This is a genomic window from Bradyrhizobium sp. 22, from assembly GCF_000482425.1.
GTDB lineage: Bacteria > Pseudomonadota > Alphaproteobacteria > Rhizobiales > Xanthobacteraceae > Bradyrhizobium > Bradyrhizobium japonicum_B.
The window spans coordinates 941,350-957,074 of record NZ_KI519400.1 but is presented as its reverse complement, the minus strand read 5'-3'; the positions used below and the strand labels follow the sequence as shown (position 1 = coordinate 957,074).

The following is a 15,725-nucleotide window of genomic DNA, read 5'->3' as shown; positions in this document are numbered from 1 at the left end:
ACGTTCACCGGCACGCCGCCGGCGAATTACAAGGGCACGCTCAGCATCAAGGTCACCGCCCGCGACGGTGCATTGTCGGCCAGCGACATCTTTACCCTGACGATCACGCCGGTGAACGATGCGCCGGTGCTGTCGGTGCCGCTGTCCGATGTCAATTCGGCCGAGGACGCCGCGATCTCCTATACGATCCCGGCCGGCCGCTTCACCGATGTCGATGGCAATGCCTTGACCTATTCAGCGACGCTGGCGGATGGCAGCCCGCTGCCGTCCTGGCTGACGCTGACCGGCGCCCGGTTTACCGGCACCCCGCCGCTCAATTTCAACGGCGCCATCGACATCCTGGTCACGGCCAGTGACGGCGCGCTCACGGCCAGCGACGTCTTCGCCCTGACGATCACGCCTGTCAACGACAGGCCGGTGGCGGCCGGCGACGGTCCGTTCTCCGTCACCCATGGCGACACGCTCGCAATCGAGCATGCGAGCCTGCTCGCCAACGACATGGATATCGACGGCGACAATTTGACGATCGTCTCCGTCGGCGTGGCGCCCAAGGGCACCGTCGTGATCGATGGGCTAAGCGTCAACTACAGGCCCGATTTCGGTTACGAAGGATCCGACAGCTTCACCTATACGGTCAGCGACGGCGTCGCGACGGCGACCGCGACCGTCAGCCTCACCGTCTCGAACGCCTTCGAGGGCTGGGTCGTGGGAACCACGAGCGCCGATACGCTGGTCGGTGACGCCGGTGCTCCGAACAGCATCTACGGCGGCGCTGGAAACGACGTCATCACCGGCGGCGCTGCTGCGGATCGGCTTGCCGGCGGCGCTGGGACCGACACGCTTAACGGCAATGATTGCGATGACTCGTTCTGGGGGATGGCCGGCAACGACACCATCAATGGCGGCGCCGGCATCGACACCGCCTATTATAACGGCGTGATGTCGACCTATTCGATCGTCACGTCGGCGGGGTCGGTTCAGGTCACCGACAATTCTTCGGCGAATGGCAGCGACGGCGTCGACATGCTCACGAGCATCGAACGGCTCATCTTCCGCAATGGCGAGACGGTCACGCTGGCGGCGCCGATCATCCTCGATCTCGACGGTCTGGGGGTGGAGACCACGACCGCCAGCCAGTCCTCGGCGACGTTCGATATCGACGGCGACGGGACGGCTGACGACACCAGCTGGATCGGGACCACGGAAGCCTTCCTGTTCCTGGATCGCGATCGCAACGGAACCGTGAGCGGCATCTCGGAGCTGAGCTTTGCCGACGATGTGGCGGGCGCCCGCTCCGATCTCGAAGGGCTGCGCGCGTTCGACAGCAACCGCGACGGAATGCTGTCGGTTGACGACATTCGCTTCTCGGACTTCAATCTCTGGCAGGATCGCAATGGCGACGGCTCTGCCCAGAACGGGGAGATATTGTCGCTTTCGGCCGCCGCTGTGCGGTCGATCAATCTGGTGGCATCCGCGACGGAAGCGGCCTGGGAGTTCGGCAGCACCGTGATCGTCAATCGCGGAAGTTATACCCGCACCGATGAGCGCACGATGGACTATGTCGATGCCGCATTGACGCGAGCGACGGCGCCGCAATTGATCGCAGCCTCGGACGCAACTCTGGCCTCGGCGCTGGAGATACTGTCCGCGAATCCAGCGCTCTCGATCGACGAACAGTTCCGGCGCGCGATGGATGCCATGGCAGAGCCGGCATCGACGAACAAGCCGGACGCAACGCGTGATAGAGCAGACGCCGCTGTTCCGTCGTACCCTGGCGTCAACGCGGACACTTGGGGTGGGCGCTTGGCGAGCGGTGAGGGTGCAGCGGATCAGCCGCCCACGCTCCTCGCGCTGATGCGACAGGAGATGTCGGCGTTCGGCGCCAACGCCGGTGCGGCCGATAGCGCTTGGCGCAAGGACACGGCAGCGCATCCGGTGGATTTCTTCGCCGGGTGAGCCTGCCCTGTGCCTGCCGTATCAACAAAACCGCCGGATCCCTGATCGGCCTGCCGCCCGTTCTCAGACGAGCTCGATGTCGGCTGGATAGCCGGCATCACTCAGCTTCTCAAAGAAGGCTCCGGTCAGGATATGCCGGGGCTGCGGCAATCCCCCTGGTCAGCGTGAGGCGCTGGTCTTGTCGATGTCGCCGACGACGGCGCGCCTGCGGTATTCGTCGCCGATGGCGAAATGCTTGCGCAACGTCGCATCCGCGCGCTCGGGATCACGCGCGATGACGGCTTCGAAGATGCGGCGGTGGTCATCGATCAGATAATTCTTCATCGACGGGAAGGCCTGCACCAGTTCGCGACGACTGCGATGCGAATGCGTCAAGAGGCCTGCCAAGGAACCGTGCAGGACTGTCAGCGTCTCCGAATGCGAGGCGACCACGATGGTGCGATGGAATTCGAAGTCGGCCATGCCTCCGGCGTCGGGTTCGTCGATGGTCTCGCCGATCCTGGCGAGGGCGCGCTGCAGCCGTTCGAAATCGGCGATGTTGGCGCGTTCGCAGGCGAGGCGGATTGCCTGGCATTCGATTGCGACGCGCGCCTGCATGACGTCGTCGAGCATGTCCGCCTGCTGGGCGAGGGCGAAGGTGAAGAAGTCGTTCAGCACCGACACGTCCGGCCGCGTCACCACGGTGCCGATGCGGTCCCGGATCTCGACGATACCGAGCACGGTGAGGGCGCGCAGCGCCTCGCGTACGATCGGGCGGCTGACGCCGAGCAGGGTTGCCAGCTCGCGCTCGGAAGTCAGGCGGTCGCCCGGCTTGAGCGAGCCCGCAAGCAGGCGTTCGCGCAGGAAGGCGAACACCTTTTCGAATCCTTTTTCGCCCTCCGTGGGCCGCTTGAGCTCCACTACCCTGCCTTTGGTCTTGTTGTGGTCAGACCAGTAGGATGACCAGGTGGTTACGTCAAGCCGTATGATCCGCCCAAACAAAGAGCTGATCGAAATCCCTCGTTGCTGAACCCTCTTGGCGAGCTCAGCTATGTGTGCACGGGAAGATCAAATGCGGTACAAACATGCAATTCTGGCTAGTTTGGAATGCACACGTGTGCACTTGTTCCAGTTCTAGTCTGCTGAAATGACAGGTAAGTCATTGGACTATAAAGACTATCGCTTTTCCGTGGCGCCCATGATGGATTGGACCGACCGGCACTGCCGGGTGTTCCACCGCCAGCTGACGCGGCGGGCGCTGCTCTATACCGAGATGCTGACGACCGGCGCCATCATTCATGGCGACCGCGAGCGGCTGCTTGGGTTCGACGCGGTCGAGCATCCGGTCGCGCTTCAGCTTGGCGGGTCGGATCCGCACGAGCTGGCGCAGGCTGCGCGGATCGGCGAGGCGTTCGGCTACGACGAGATCAACCTCAACGTCGGTTGCCCGTCGGACCGCGTGAAGGACGGCCGCTTCGGCGCCTGCCTGATGGCGGAGCCGGAGCTGGTGGCGAGATGCGTCGAGGCGATGAAGCGTGCGGTGGCGATTCCCGTCACGGTGAAGTGCCGCATCGGGATCGACGACCAGGATCCTGAAGTGGCGCTCGATGCGCTCGCCCGCGCCGTGGTCGGCTCCGGCTGCGATGCGCTGATCGTGCATGCCCGCAAGGCCTGGCTCAACGGCCTGTCGCCGAAGGAGAATCGCGACATCCCGCCGCTCGATTATGACCGCGTCTATCGGCTCAAGCGCGCGATGCCCGGCGTGCCCGTCATCATCAACGGCGGCATCCCCGGCGTCGACGAAGCGAAAGCGCATCTCGAGCATGTCGATGGCGCGATGCTCGGCCGCGCCGCCTATCAGGAACCGTGGCGGCTGCTCTCCGTCGACCGGGAGATCTTTGGCGAGGCGGCTCCGCATGAGTCCATGCAGGCGGCGCTCGAGGCGATGATGCCCTATATCGAGCAGCAGCTCGCACGCGGCACGCGGCTGCATGCGATCACGCGGCATTTCGTCGGCGCCTTTCATGCCGTGCCGGGCGCGCGGGCCTTCCGCCGCCATCTGGCCGAGCAGGGCACGCGGCCCGGGGCCGGCGGCGATGTGCTGAGCGATGCGATCGCCAAGGTCGCATTCGGACAGGCTGCCTAGCAGATGCACCCGGTGACGCCGCCCTGTCCCAATCGCTGGGGACAGACGGCGGCGCCGGAACGCGCTAAGAGCTGATCCGAACCCGAACGGCCGCGTCAGCGCGAAGCGTCGGGGATACAGCAAGGGAGCGACGCTTGAGCACCGCGCCACGCATCGACATCGATCCTGCCGCCTTCTGGGCCGATCCCTATCCGATGCTGGCAAGGATGCGCAAGGAAGCGCCGATCGCCTTCGTGCCGCAGCTCGGCTCGACGCTGCTGACCAGCCGTGACGACATCTCGATTTCCGAAAAGCAGATCGACGTGTTCTCCTCGCACCAGCCCGCCGGGCTGATGAACCGCCTGATGGGCCACAATATGATGCGCAAGGACGGCGAGACGCACCAGGTCGAGCGCCGCGCCATGTTTCCGACGGTGTCGCCGAAGACGGTGAAGGCGCACTGGACCGCACTATTCCAGGCCCATGCCGACCGCATCATCGATTCGATCGCGCCCGGCCGGCTCGACTTCATGCGCGACTTCGCGCTGCCGTACTCGGGCGAATGCCTGAAGTCGATCACCGGCCTCACCAATATCGGCTTTGAGGATATGGACGCCTGGTCGCAAGGCATGATCGAGGGCATCGCCAATTATGCGGGCGACCCCGATGTCGAGGCGCGCTGCCATGCCGCGACGTCGGGCATTGACGCTGCGATCGACGACATCCTGCCGGTGATGCGCAAGCATCCCGATCAGAGCATCCTCGGGGTTCTCCTTTCCTCGGGCATGCCGATGGAAAGCGTGCGTGCTAACGTCAAGCTCGCGATCTCAGGCGGGCAGAACGAGCCGCGCAAGGCGATTGCCGGCACGGTATGGGCGCTTCTGACCCATCCCGAGCAGCTCGATCTGGTTCTGAAGGGCGACGTGACCTGGCTGCAGGCGTTCGAGGAATACGCCCGCTGGATCTCGCCGATCGGCATGTCGCCGCGCCGCATCGCCAAGCCGTGGAGCATCCGCGACGTCGCCTTCGAAACCGACGAGCGCGTGTTCCTGATGTTCGGCTCCGCCAATCGCGACGAGAAGCATTTCGACCGCGCCGACGAGTTCGACCTGCGCCGCGACCTGACCAAGAGTGTAGCGTTCGGGGCCGGCCCGCATTTCTGCGCCGGCGCCTTCGCCTCGCGCGCCATGATCGCCGACGTCGCGCTGCCGACATTGTTCGCGCGGGCGAAGAAGCTCGAGATCGCCGACGACGAGCCGGTGCGGATCGGCGGCTGGGCGTTCCGGGGCTTGCAGAACTTGCCGGTGCGGTGGCTGCATTAAGGCGCGGCCGGCGGCGCTTGATCGCCGCCTGAAGCGGGCGCGCGGGCTGGCCTTTTCCGCCTCATCGTTCTAGAAGCGGCGAGAAGCCATCCCGTTGCGGGCCAGCCATGGAGCGGATCGATGAAGCGCATCGCGACCTTCGCCTTCTACGTCGTCGGCGCGCTCGCGATCGTCTACCTCGCGCTCTACGCCTACGCGATGTTCTCGGGCCAGCCGGTGATCATCCCCGGCGATCCCATCCACATCTTCCGCAAGCCGGATGCACCGAGTTATTCGTGATCCCGGTCATTCCGGGGCGCGCGGTAGCGCGAACCCGGAATCTCGAGATTCCGGGTTCGCTGCTTCGCATCGCCCCGGAATGACGACGGCATTCATCCCCTTAAGATCGCCAGCGCGAGCGCCTGCGCGCGCGGCACGATGCTGTCGACCTCGAGATATTCCTCCGGCGTGTGCGCGAGCCCGCCGACCGGGCCGAGGCCGCAGATGGTCGGCGTGCCGACCGCGGCGGTGAAGCCGGAATCGGCGCAGCCGCCGGAGAACTCGCCCTGCAACGTGGTGAGGCCGACCTGCCGTGCGGCTGCCTGATAGCTTTCGAACAGCGACTTGGATTCCGCACTCTGCACCACCGGCACGAACTCGCCCTTGATCGTCAGCGTTGCGCTGGTGCCCGGCACGTAGGAGGTCGCGACGATCTGTTCGATCGCTGCCATCACCCTCGCACGGTCCGCCGGATCGACATAGCGCAGGTCGATCTGACCCTCGGCGTAGGGTGCCGTGGTGTTGACGGACTGACCGCCCGAGACGAGGCCGACATTCAGCGTGATGCCCTTGTCGAGATCGGTCAGCGCGTGGATCTGCACGATCTTGTGCGCGAGCTCGCCGATCGCGCTGATGCCCGCGGCGAAGTTGGCGCCCGAATGCGCGGCCTTGCCGGTGATGCCGAGATGCATGAAGATGCCGCCCTTGCGTCCCGTGACGATGTTGCCGGTAGGGCGGCCCGGCTCGGAATTGAACACGGCGCGGGCGGAGCGGCCTTCGCGCTCGATCACGGGGCGCGAGGAGGGCGAGCCGATCTCCTCGTCCGAGGTGATCAGCAGCTTGATCGGATGCGGGTTGCCGCCGAATTTGTGGAAGGCGGTTGCGACGAACACGTTCATGACGAGACCGGATTTCATGTCGGCAACGCCGGGTCCGTAGGCGCGGCCATCCCTGATGGTGAAGGGACGGCGCCCGGCCTCGCCCTTGCCGAACACGGTGTCGCGATGCCCCATCAACAGCACCGGCTTCTCGTTGCTGCCGGGCTTTGCCACCTCGGCATGGATCGCATCGCCGAAGGTGGCGTTGGCCTCGCGCCGGCACGGAATGCCGTGCTCGGCAAAATGCCGCTCGAACCGCGCACCGACCGCATCGACGCCGTCCTTGTCATAGGACCCGGAATCGATGTTCACGACATCGCGGAGCAGATCGACCATCGCCTGCTTCTGCGACGCCAGCCAGTCCGTGATTTGAGCTTCAGACATGTTTATCCTCGCGTGGTTCTGACGCGCGGTTATAGGGCTTGGCGCAGGCGCGACCTAGTCGGAGAATGCGATGCGGCCATGTCCACCGCTGTCGTCCCCGCCTAGTGCGCAATTGCGCACGGGGGCGGGGACGACACCGAGGGCGATGCGAGGGTTTGTCCTACCGACAAAAATGCCCGGGACCAGCCCGGGCATTTGCATTCTCAACCGGCGTGCAGCGCCTACGCCCCCATCGCCGGCATCCGCGGATATTCGCCGGGGGTGCCTGCCGGCGGGATCGGAATGCCGCCGTCGGAATATTCGTTGAGCTTGTTGCGCAGCGTGCGGATCGAGATGCCGAGGATGTTGGCGGCATGGGTCCGGTTGCCGAGGCAGTGCTTCAGCGTCTCCAGGATCAGGTCGCGCTCGACATCGGCCACGGTGCGTCCCACCAGCGCACGCGTCACCTGCTCGGCGGCCATCGTGGCGTGGGCCACGGCGGGGGGCGTCTTGGCGAGGTCGAGGCGGTCGCCGTCCGGCGTAATGATGGCGTCGGCGCCGATCTCGTCGCCCTGCGCCATCAGCACCGCACGGTGCATGGTGTTCTCAAGCTCGCGGACGTTGCCCTGCCAGCGGTTGGCCGAGAGCACGCGGCGCGCTTCGGCCGAGATCGGGCGCAGCGGCACGCCGTTGGCCTCGGCGTATTTCTTCACGAAATGCTGGGCGAGCTCCAGAATGTCGGCGGGGCGCTCGCGCAGCGGCGGGATCTTCAGGTTCACGACGTTGAGGCGGAACAGCAGGTCTTCGCGGAACGTACCCTCGCGCACCGCCTCGGCCAGGTTGCGGTTCGAGGTTGCGATGATGCGGATGTCCACCGGCACCGGCTTGGTGCCGCCGACGCGGTCGATCACCCGCTCCTGGATGGCGCGCAGCAGCTTGGATTGCAGGCGGACGTCCATCTCCGAGATTTCGTCGAGCAGCAGCGTGCCGCCGGTGGCCTCCTCGAACTTGCCGATGCGGCGCGCGATCGCGCCGGTGAAGGCGCCCTTCTCGTGGCCGAACAGCTCGGATTCCAGGAGATGCTCGGGGATCGCCGCGCAATTGATCGAGATGAAGGGACGCTTGGCGCGCGCCGAGCGGGTGTGGACGTAGCGGGCCAGCACTTCCTTGCCGGTGCCGGACTCGCCGGTGATCATCACCGAGGCGTCGGAGCCCGCGATCTGCTGCGCCAGCTTGATCACCTTCGCCATCGCCTCGTCGCGATAGACCAGCTCGCGGGAATCGTTGGCGACGGCGGCCAGCACCGCGGCGATCAGCTCGGGATCGGGCGGCAGCGGGATGTATTCCTTGGCGCCGGCATGGATCGCCGCGACCGCGGCGCGGGCGTCGTTGGTGATGCCGCAGGCGACGATCGGAGCGTGGATGTGCTCCGCTTCGAGCCGCAGCACGAGGTCGCGGATGTCGAGGGCGACGTCGACCAGCAGGAGATCGGCGCCCTTGCCGCCGCGCAGCACCCGCATCGCCTGCTCGTGATCCTCGGCATGGGTCACGGTGGCGCCGTTCTCCATCGCGATCTTGGTGGCGGTGGTGAGCTGGCCCTTCAATGTGCCAACGATGAGAAGCCGCATGTCAGTCTCCTGTCCGTCTGGTCGCGCTGCCGCGCGTCATGTCCTTGCGTGTCGTGTCAGCCGCGTTCGGCCTTGATGATTTCCGTCATGGTGACGCCGAGCTTGTCCTCGACCAGGACGACTTCGCCGCGGGCGACCAGCTTGTTGTTGACGTAGATGTCGATGGCTTCGCCGACGCGGCGGTCGAGCTCGAGCACGGTGCCGGGCCCGAGCTTCAACAGCTCGCTGACGTCCATCTTGGAGCGGCCGAGCACGGCCGAGACCTGTACCGGCACGTCGAACACGGCCTCGAGGTCGGCGGCGGCACGCGCCGCATATTCGTCCTCGTTGTAGCCGACGTCCGTGCCGGTGGGCGGCATCGGGCCGTTGAGATCGGGCAGCGGGACCTGTCCGTCGGTGTCGCTCATGGGTTAACTCCCCCTGCGGGACGCGACATAGCGTCCGACCATTTCGTCGATCTTGGCAGCGATGGCGCCGCGCTCCAGCACGACGCCGCCATCGGCCCATTCGATCCGGCAGTCGCCGGTTGCAATCTCCGGCTCGGCCAGGATCACCAGCCGGCCCTCGAAGCCGCTCTGCTTGGCGAGCCGCTCGATCTTCTCGCGGGCGGCGTCGTAGAGCGCATCGTTGATGCGGACGACGAGATGCGGCGTCGCGACCAGATGCGAGAAGCAGTCCTTGACCAGCGCCACGATCTCGCCGAGCGGCTCGGCGGCGACGAGGTCGGCGCAGAGCTTGCGCGCGACCGCCACCGCGACGTCGACCGCCTCGGTCTCCATCTTGGTTTCGATGTTGCCGATACCGGCGGCGATGCCGCGGATGCCGATGTTGATCTCTTCCATGGCGAGCGCGACGCGGCGGTCGCTTTCGGCCTTGGCTTCGCGCTGCCCGGCGGCGAAGCCGTCCTGATAGGCGCGCGCCTCGGCTTCCGCGACCTTCTGGGCGATTTCGGCCGCGGTCGCGGCCTTCTCGCGCGTCGTGCGCTCGGGCGCCGCGAAGTCGGTGTCGAACAGGAATTTCGCCGGAGCCGCCATCAATACACCAATTCGTCGTCGGCGCGGTTCTTGGTCAGCATGATCTCGCCCTTGGCGGCGAGGTCCTTGGCGAGGTTGACCAGCAGCGCCTGGGCCTCGTCGACGTCGCGCAGGCGGACCGGGCCCATCGCCGCCATGTCGTCCTGGAGCATCTTGGCCGCGCGCGAGGACATGTTGCCGAAGAAGAAGTTGCGGACGTCCTCGTTGGCGCTCTTGAGCGCGACGCCGAGCTTGTCCTTGTCGACGTTGCGCATCAGGGTCTGGGCTGATCCGGAATCGAGCTTGACGAGGTCGTCGAAGGTGAACATCAGCGCCTTGATGCGCTCGGCGGATTCCCGGTTGTCCTCCTCCAGCGAGGTGATGAAGCGGGTTTCGGTCTGGCGGTCGAAATTGTTGAAGATTTCAGCCATCACCTCGTGGGCGTCGCGGCGGCGGGTCTGGGACAGGTTGGACATGAATTCGGTGCGCAGCGTCTTCTCCACGCTCTCGATCACCTCCTTCTGAACCGCCTCCATCTTCAGCATGCGGTTGACGACGTCGAGTGCGAGCTCCTCGGGGAAGATGCCGAGCACGCGCGCGGCGTGCTCCGGCTTCAGCTTCGACAGCACCACCGCGATGGTCTGCGGATATTCGTTCTTGAGGTAGTTGGCGAGAACCTCTTCCTGCACGTTGGAGAGCTTCTCCCACATGTTGCGCCCGGCGGGGCCGCGGATCTCGTCCATGATGCCGTTGACGCGCTCCGGCGGCAGGTATTGCTGCAGCAGGCGCTCGGTGGCGTCGAAATTGCCCATCAGCGCGCCCGAGGCCGACATGCGCGAGACGAATTCGAGCAGCATGTCCTCGACGGTGTCGACCTCGACGGTGCCGAGCGTCGACATTTCCAGCGAGAGCTGGCGCACCTCGTCGTCGTCGAGCAGGCCCCAGATCTTGCCGCCATATTGCTCGCCGAGCGCGAGCATCAGGATCGCGGCGCGGCGGGGGCCGGTCAGTTGCGCCGCGCCCTTGCCTTCGGCGGCGCGGCTGCCGGCACGCTGGCCGAGCGTGGAGATCACGCTGGTGATGTCGTTGGAGTTGGCGTTCTGCAGACTGGCGGCCATGTCAGATCACTTCTTGATGCACTTGGCGTGGGTTACTTGGTTGGCTCGGTGAGCCACTGGCGGATGATGGCGACGGTTTCGTTGGGGTTGCGCTCGGCGAGCTCGCCGACGCGGTGAACGGACTGGGCGTGGACCTGGCCCTGGATGGTGGCGACGTCGATGGCGCTCGCGGCACCGCTCGGCAGCATCGCCTGGCCGCTGGCCGGTGCCGCCTCTTCCGAAGCCGCGGGGCCGGTGAGGACGCCGGAGATGGCGGCGGCGACGTCGTCGGAGGCGAGGATGCGCTTGACCAGCGGGCGGATCACCAGGAACAGCACGATCAGGCCGAGCAGCATCATCACGCCGAGCTCGACGAAGTACATGACGTCGTCCTTGGTGAACTGCAGCATGCCGAGAAGGCCGCCGGGCTCGCCGATCGGAGCGGTGGAGGGCGCATCGGCAAAGCGCAGATTGACGACTTCGACCTGGTCGCCGCGCTTCTGGTCGAAGCCGATGGCCGAGCGCACCAGCGCGGCGATGCGGTCGAGCTGCTCCTTGCTGCGGTCCTGATAGGCCAGCTCGCCCTTGTCGTTCTTGGAATAGATGCCGTCGACCAGCACCGCGACCGAGATGCGGTTGACCCGGCCGGCCTCGGTCACCTCGGTCTTGGTGGTGCGGGAGATCTCGTAATTGTTGGTCTCTTCGGTCTTCTTGCTCTGGTCCTTGGCCGTAGGGCCGCTGTTCTGCTGGTTGCCGGGCAGCTCGTTGTTGACGGTGACCTGGCCGTTGTTGTCGGCGGTCATGCTCTGCTCTTCGCGGGTCTGGCTGGAGCGCAGCACCCGGCCTTCGGGATCGTACTTGTCCGAGGTCTGGGTGACCTTGTTGAAGTCGAAATCGGCGGAGAGCTGCACGCGGGCGCGGCCCGAGCCGACCACGGAGGAGACGATGTCCTCGACCTGCTTGCGCATCCGCTTCTCGAAGGAGATGCGGCGCTCGTCGCCGACCGCCTGCTCCGGATCGGTCGCCGCGCCGTCGGCGAGCAGCTGGCCGGCCTCGTCGACGATCGAGACCCGCTGCGGCTTCAGGCCGTTGACGGCGGAGGCGACGAGATGGCGGATGGCGCGGATCTGCTGGGCTTCCAGCGAGCCGCGGACGCGCACCACGATCGAGGCCGACGGCTCCGGCGCCTCGCGCGCGAACAGCGGGCGCTCCGGCAGCACCAGGTGGACGCGGGCGGCCTGGATGCGGTCGATGGCGCGGATGGTGCGGGCGAGCTCGCCTTCCAGCGCGCGAAGGTGATTGATGTTCTGGACGAAAGAGGTGGTGCCGAGCGCGTCGGACTTGTCGAACACCTCGTAGCCGACGCCGCCGCCCTTGGGCAGGCCGCCTTCGGCGAGCTTCATCCTGAGCCGCGTGACCTTGTCCTTGGGCACCATGATGATGGAGCCCTCGTTGCGGATCTCGAACTGGATGCCCTGACGTTCCAGGTCCTTGATGATGCCGGAGGAATCCTCGACGCTGAGGTCGGTGAACAGCGTCGTCATCTGCGGCGTGGTGACGCGCATGATGACGAACGCGAAGAAGCCGATGAGCGCGGCGGTGACCGCGATCATCGCCCCGAATCGGGCGGCGCCGATACTCTTCAGAAAGTCCGCAAGACCTTGCAAGCAACCGCCCCAACAGATTCGGCCGCTTTCACTGGAAGGGCCGACTGGGCAATTATTGCCTAGGGGATGGTTTCGATATGGTTAACGAAGGTTAAGAGGTCGGACAAAAGTCGCGCCAAAGTGCGATATGAAAAAAATCGGCCTCGCTTTGCGAGGCCGATTTTCGTCAAAAGCCGCAGATTTCCGGGATCGCCTACTGGCGATATTGCTGGATACGGGTGGTGCGAAGCCCCGCCAGACCATGCTGGTCGATGGAAAACTGCCAGGAGAGGAATTCGTCGACCGTCAGGGTATAACGGCTGCAGGCCTCCTCGAGCGAGAGAAGTCCACCACGGACAGCGGCGACGACTTCGGCCTTGCGGCGGATGACCCAGCGTTTGGTGCCGGGTGCAGGCAGATCCGCGATCGTCAACGGACTGCCGTCCGGCCCGATGACGTATTTTACCCTCGGGCGATGGGGTTCTGTCATGGCGTACTCACAAACTCTCAACCACTGAACTCACATCCGTAACCCTACGCCCGGCGGCTTAAAAATCCGCTAAGCCTAAGGCTTCAATACAATTCTCGTTGAAAATGCCGAAACGACGCCCTGTCGGCCGGCGGGACGGTGGCATCCGGTCCGGTCGAGGGGGTCTTGTTAATACTTTACTAACGAATGAGGCCCCCAAGGAGCTCTCTCAGCTGTCATCCCGGGACGCGCGGGGCGTGAGCTATGATGCGCAATTGCGCATCTGAGATCCATACCCCCAGGGAGTGGTTTGACGACGACCAGGGGTTACGACTTCACGCGAAAACGACGTCCTGGGGTTATGGATCTCCGCGTTCGCGGGGATGACACCGAATGTTTGGCGGGCGGACCTTCCTCAATTGCCAGTCGCGATGATGCTCTTGACCTGGCTGAGCGTATAGCTGGCGCCGTCGATGGTGAGCAGCGGCGGCGACTGGGTCAGGTCGACCGACGACACTACGCCCTGCACCTGCGCGGCGATGCCGACATTGTTGTTCGCGACGTCCTTGCCCGTGGCCGAGATGGTGTACTTGCCGTCGGGCCATTGGGTGCCGTCATTGCCCATGCCGTTCCAGGTGAAGGGGATGTCGTTGCCGGCGGCCGCGGTGTACTTGCCGTTGAACACGGTCTGGCCGCTCGAATTGGCGATGGAGATCTCGACCGTGGAGTCGGTCGGCACGTTGAGATGCCAGACAGCCGTGGAGTTGGTCATGCTCGCGGTCGAGCCGTCGACCAGGGCGGTCTTGCCGACGAAGCCCAGCGCCTGGGTCGCCTGCGTGGTCTGCTGCAGAGCGACGAGCTGGGCCAGCGCGTCGTTGGTCTTGAGCTGCTGCTCGACGCCGGCGAACTGCACCAGCTGCTGGGTGAACTGGTTGGTGTCGAGCGGATCGAGCGGGTTCTGGTTCTGCAGCTGCGTCGTCAGCAGCGTCAGGAAGGTCTGGAAGTTGCCGGCGAGCGTCGATCCCGTGGTCGAGCTCAGCGTGTTCGACGAGGAGGATTTCGGCAGCTCGGTCGTCCCGGAGACGACGCTGGGGGCCGTGGCGCCAGTCGTGGTGGTCATGTCGAATACTCCCTACACTCTGATATCGACGCCGCTGCTCGGCCCGTACATGCGGCCATAGCTGCGGCCGACGGGCGCGGCGGCGGTGTCGTCCTCGCTGATGATCAGCCGGCGGGCATTGCCGCCATTGTCGTTGTTCTGGCCGGAGTTCTGGCCCGACGAATTCTGGTCGCGCAGGCTGAAGGACAGCCCGTTGCTGCCGGTCTTGAGGCCGGCATCGTCGAGCGCGCGCTGCAATTGCGGCGCGTCCTGGCGCAGCATCTGCAGCGTCTCCGGCTTCTCCACGGTGAGATGCGAGGTGACGTTGCCGGCGCGGTCGACATTGATGCGCACGTCGATGCGGCCGAGCTCGGCCGGATCGAGGCTGATGTCGAACCGGGACTTGCCGGAGCGGATCGCGGCCGCGATCTCGACCGGCACGCCGTTGATCGGCACTGCCGCAGAGCTGGCCGCGGTCGCGGTCAGCGTTGCGGTCGATGCGGACGCGGTCGAGGTCGTGTTGGTCAGCGGTGCCTGCACGGCGGAGGCGGCTTGCGCGCTCGCGTCAGTGGTGTTGAAGGCGGCGTGCGCATTGGCATGGGCCTGGGCGGCCGGCGCGGCCGGGATCGCGTCGGCCGGCCGGTCCGCGGCGCCGGCCTTGGCCTCGGTCGCGGCGCCGTCTGCCTGCGGCTTCGTGTCTTGCGGATGCGCCGCGTTGGCGGCCGTCGGGCCCGTTGCCTGCGTCGGGGCGGCGTTGCCCGTGCCCTGGCCGATATTGGAGACGTCGGACTGTCCCTGCGCGGTGACGACGGCCTCGAACGAGGCCTTCGGCGTGCCCTGATGGACGGGGATCAGTCCGCCATTCGGCTTGGCCTCGGCCGCAGCCTCGCCGGTGGCGCCGGTCGCGGCATCGGCCAGCGTCGCCGAGGTGTCGGCATCGACCTGGGCGCCGGCGGTCTTGGCGCTCTTGTCGCCCGGCGTTGCGGTGTCGGTCGTGGTGCCCGCGATCTGCGCCGCGGTCGAGGCACTGGCGGCAAGGCCGGCGGCGGCGATCGTCAGCGGCGAGGAGGTGGCGGACTGGTTCGCCGCCGCGTTCGGATCGGTGGGGACCGCCGGCGCGGCAACTGCGATTGCGTTCGGATCCGGCAGGACCGCCTGCGCTGCGTCGGCCGGCGCGGCATCGACGGCCGCCGCGAGCCCATCGGCGGCTTCGGTCTTGTCGCCCTTGGTCTCCTCGGAGGCATCGGCCGATTTGGCGTCGGAGGTCTCGGGCTTGTCCTTGACCTTGCCAGCGTCCTTGGTGGAATCGGTGGTGGTGTCGCTCGTCTCGTCGGGCTTGGTGGACGCCGGCGCATCGGTGTCCTCGCTCGCCCTGGTTTGCGAGGGATGATCCGTCGATGAGGGCTCGCGCGGGCCCTTGTCCGCGGAGGACGATTCGCTTCGCCGCGGCGCGCTGTCCTCGGCCTGCGCGGCCGCGTTGGCGTTGACCGCCTGGGTGTTGCTGTCGACCAGCGAGCCGAAGGAATCGTGCGCGGACGCCTCTTTGGCGCTCTGCGACCGGGCAGGCTTTTGCTGCGCGCTCGAAACTTGCACGCTTGCCGCGACTTCTGACGTACGACCGACCACAGGCAACCCCTTGGAAACATCTGCGGCATCAGGGGAGCAAGGAGCGGGCCAGCGACGCCGGGCGCATCTTTATGTAATGGAATCAATGTCTTAATGATTTGCAGGCGCTGCTGCCGGACCCGCCGCAGCCCCGCCATTTCTGCCTCCCCGGCAAGAATTGCCCTAAGCCGGCCGCCCGCGTGATTGCTTCACCGGAATGCCGCCTATATTAAAGAGGTTACTCTCAGCCGCTTTCGACCGGGCAATCGTGCCTTTCGGGAACTCGA

At 65.9% G+C, this 15,725-nt stretch carries 14 protein-coding genes; 4 read left to right on the top strand and 10 right to left on the bottom strand.

Translation table 11 applies throughout. The annotated features are described in order from the left end of the window. On the top strand, nucleotides 1–1,956 hold a 1,956-nt coding region (locus tag K410_RS37460; protein WP_049820385.1), incomplete at its 5' end, for an SPM autocatalytic domain-containing protein. A gap of 159 nt (nucleotides 1,957–2,115) precedes the next feature. Here K410_RS37460 and K410_RS0129955 read toward each other — a convergent pair. Next, entirely contained in the window at nucleotides 2,116–2,856 is a 741-nt protein-coding gene (locus tag K410_RS0129955) for a FadR/GntR family transcriptional regulator (protein WP_028138294.1), read from the bottom strand. Between the two features lie 226 nt (nucleotides 2,857–3,082). Here K410_RS0129955 and dusA point away from each other — a divergent pair, with 226 nt between their 5' ends. From dusA to K410_RS40600, 3 genes are all read left to right on the top strand, one after another. After that, the gene (gene dusA / locus K410_RS0129950; protein WP_080672274.1) at nucleotides 3,083–4,081 is read left to right on the top strand and encodes a tRNA dihydrouridine(20/20a) synthase DusA; all 999 of its coding nucleotides are present in this window, start codon (nucleotides 3,083–3,085) and stop codon (nucleotides 4,079–4,081) included. Nucleotides 4,082–4,215: 134 nt separating this feature from the next. Next, nucleotides 4,216–5,382: a cytochrome P450 gene (locus tag K410_RS0129945; protein ID WP_028138292.1), complete on the top strand. Its 1,167-nt coding sequence runs from the start codon at nucleotides 4,216–4,218 to the stop codon at nucleotides 5,380–5,382. A 120-nt stretch (nucleotides 5,383–5,502) separates the two neighbouring features. Further along, on the top strand, nucleotides 5,503–5,661 hold the full coding sequence (locus K410_RS40600; protein WP_028138291.1) for a hypothetical protein: 159 nt from the start codon (nucleotides 5,503–5,505) through the stop codon (nucleotides 5,659–5,661). Between the two features lie 92 nt (nucleotides 5,662–5,753). Here K410_RS40600 and K410_RS0129935 read toward each other — a convergent pair whose 3' ends face one another. From K410_RS0129935 to K410_RS0129895, 9 genes are all read right to left on the bottom strand, one after another. Next, nucleotides 5,754–6,902 (bottom strand): M20 family metallopeptidase, encoded by a 1,149-nt coding sequence (locus K410_RS0129935; RefSeq protein ID WP_028138290.1) that lies wholly within the window; start codon nucleotides 6,900–6,902, stop codon nucleotides 5,754–5,756. Nucleotides 6,903–7,123: 221 nt separating this feature from the next. Then, the gene (gene flbD, locus K410_RS0129930) at nucleotides 7,124–8,509 is read right to left on the bottom strand and encodes a sigma-54-dependent transcriptional regulator FlbD (RefSeq protein WP_028138289.1); all 1,386 of its coding nucleotides are present in this window, start codon (nucleotides 8,507–8,509) and stop codon (nucleotides 7,124–7,126) included. Between the two features lie 56 nt (nucleotides 8,510–8,565). Next, on the bottom strand, nucleotides 8,566–8,916 hold the full coding sequence (gene fliN, locus K410_RS0129925) for a flagellar motor switch protein FliN (RefSeq protein ID WP_028138288.1): 351 nt from the start codon (nucleotides 8,914–8,916) through the stop codon (nucleotides 8,566–8,568). Between the two features lie 3 nt (nucleotides 8,917–8,919). Further along, complete coding sequence (locus K410_RS0129920; protein ID WP_028138287.1) at nucleotides 8,920–9,543, bottom strand: FliH/SctL family protein; 624 nt, start codon at nucleotides 9,541–9,543, stop codon at nucleotides 8,920–8,922. Next, complete coding sequence (gene fliG / locus K410_RS0129915) at nucleotides 9,543–10,640, bottom strand: flagellar motor switch protein FliG (protein ID WP_028138286.1); 1,098 nt, start codon at nucleotides 10,638–10,640, stop codon at nucleotides 9,543–9,545. Before fliG ends, K410_RS0129920 begins: the two co-directional genes overlap by 1 nt. 32 nt (nucleotides 10,641–10,672) lie before the next feature. Continuing rightward, nucleotides 10,673–12,286, bottom strand: a complete 1,614-nt coding sequence (fliF, locus tag K410_RS0129910) for a flagellar basal-body MS-ring/collar protein FliF (RefSeq protein ID WP_028138285.1) — start codon at nucleotides 12,284–12,286, stop codon at nucleotides 10,673–10,675. Between the two features lie 193 nt (nucleotides 12,287–12,479). Beyond that, on the bottom strand, nucleotides 12,480–12,755 hold the full coding sequence (sciP, locus tag K410_RS0129905; RefSeq protein ID WP_002714638.1) for a CtrA inhibitor SciP: 276 nt from the start codon (nucleotides 12,753–12,755) through the stop codon (nucleotides 12,480–12,482). 394 nt (nucleotides 12,756–13,149) lie between these two features. Beyond that, nucleotides 13,150–13,854, bottom strand: a complete 705-nt coding sequence (locus K410_RS0129900) for a flagellar hook assembly protein FlgD (RefSeq protein ID WP_028138284.1) — start codon at nucleotides 13,852–13,854, stop codon at nucleotides 13,150–13,152. 12 nt (nucleotides 13,855–13,866) lie between these two features. Beyond that, nucleotides 13,867–15,459 (bottom strand): flagellar hook-length control protein FliK, encoded by a 1,593-nt coding sequence (locus K410_RS0129895; RefSeq protein WP_028138283.1) that lies wholly within the window; start codon nucleotides 15,457–15,459, stop codon nucleotides 13,867–13,869. Nucleotides 15,460–15,725 lie beyond the last annotated feature (266 nt).

Coding starts and splice junctions, on each gene's coding strand:
- dusA (WP_080672274.1), top strand. CDS start 3,083: ATGACAGGTAAGTCATTGGACTATAAAGACTATCGCTTTTCCGTGGCG.
- K410_RS40600 (WP_028138291.1), top strand. CDS start 5,503: ATGAAGCGCATCGCGACCTTCGCCTTCTACGTCGTCGGCGCGCTCGCG.
- K410_RS0129935 (WP_028138290.1), bottom strand. CDS start 6,902: ATGTCTGAAGCTCAAATCACGGACTGGCTGGCGTCGCAGAAGCAGGCG.
- flbD (WP_028138289.1), bottom strand. CDS start 8,509: ATGCGGCTTCTCATCGTTGGCACATTGAAGGGCCAGCTCACCACCGCC.
- fliN (WP_028138288.1), bottom strand. CDS start 8,916: ATGAGCGACACCGACGGACAGGTCCCGCTGCCCGATCTCAACGGCCCG.
- K410_RS0129920 (WP_028138287.1), bottom strand. CDS start 9,543: ATGGCGGCTCCGGCGAAATTCCTGTTCGACACCGACTTCGCGGCGCCC.
- fliG (WP_028138286.1), bottom strand. CDS start 10,640: ATGGCCGCCAGTCTGCAGAACGCCAACTCCAACGACATCACCAGCGTG.
- sciP (WP_002714638.1), bottom strand. CDS start 12,755: ATGACAGAACCCCATCGCCCGAGGGTAAAATACGTCATCGGGCCGGAC.
- K410_RS0129900 (WP_028138284.1), bottom strand. CDS start 13,854: ATGACCACCACGACTGGCGCCACGGCCCCCAGCGTCGTCTCCGGGACG.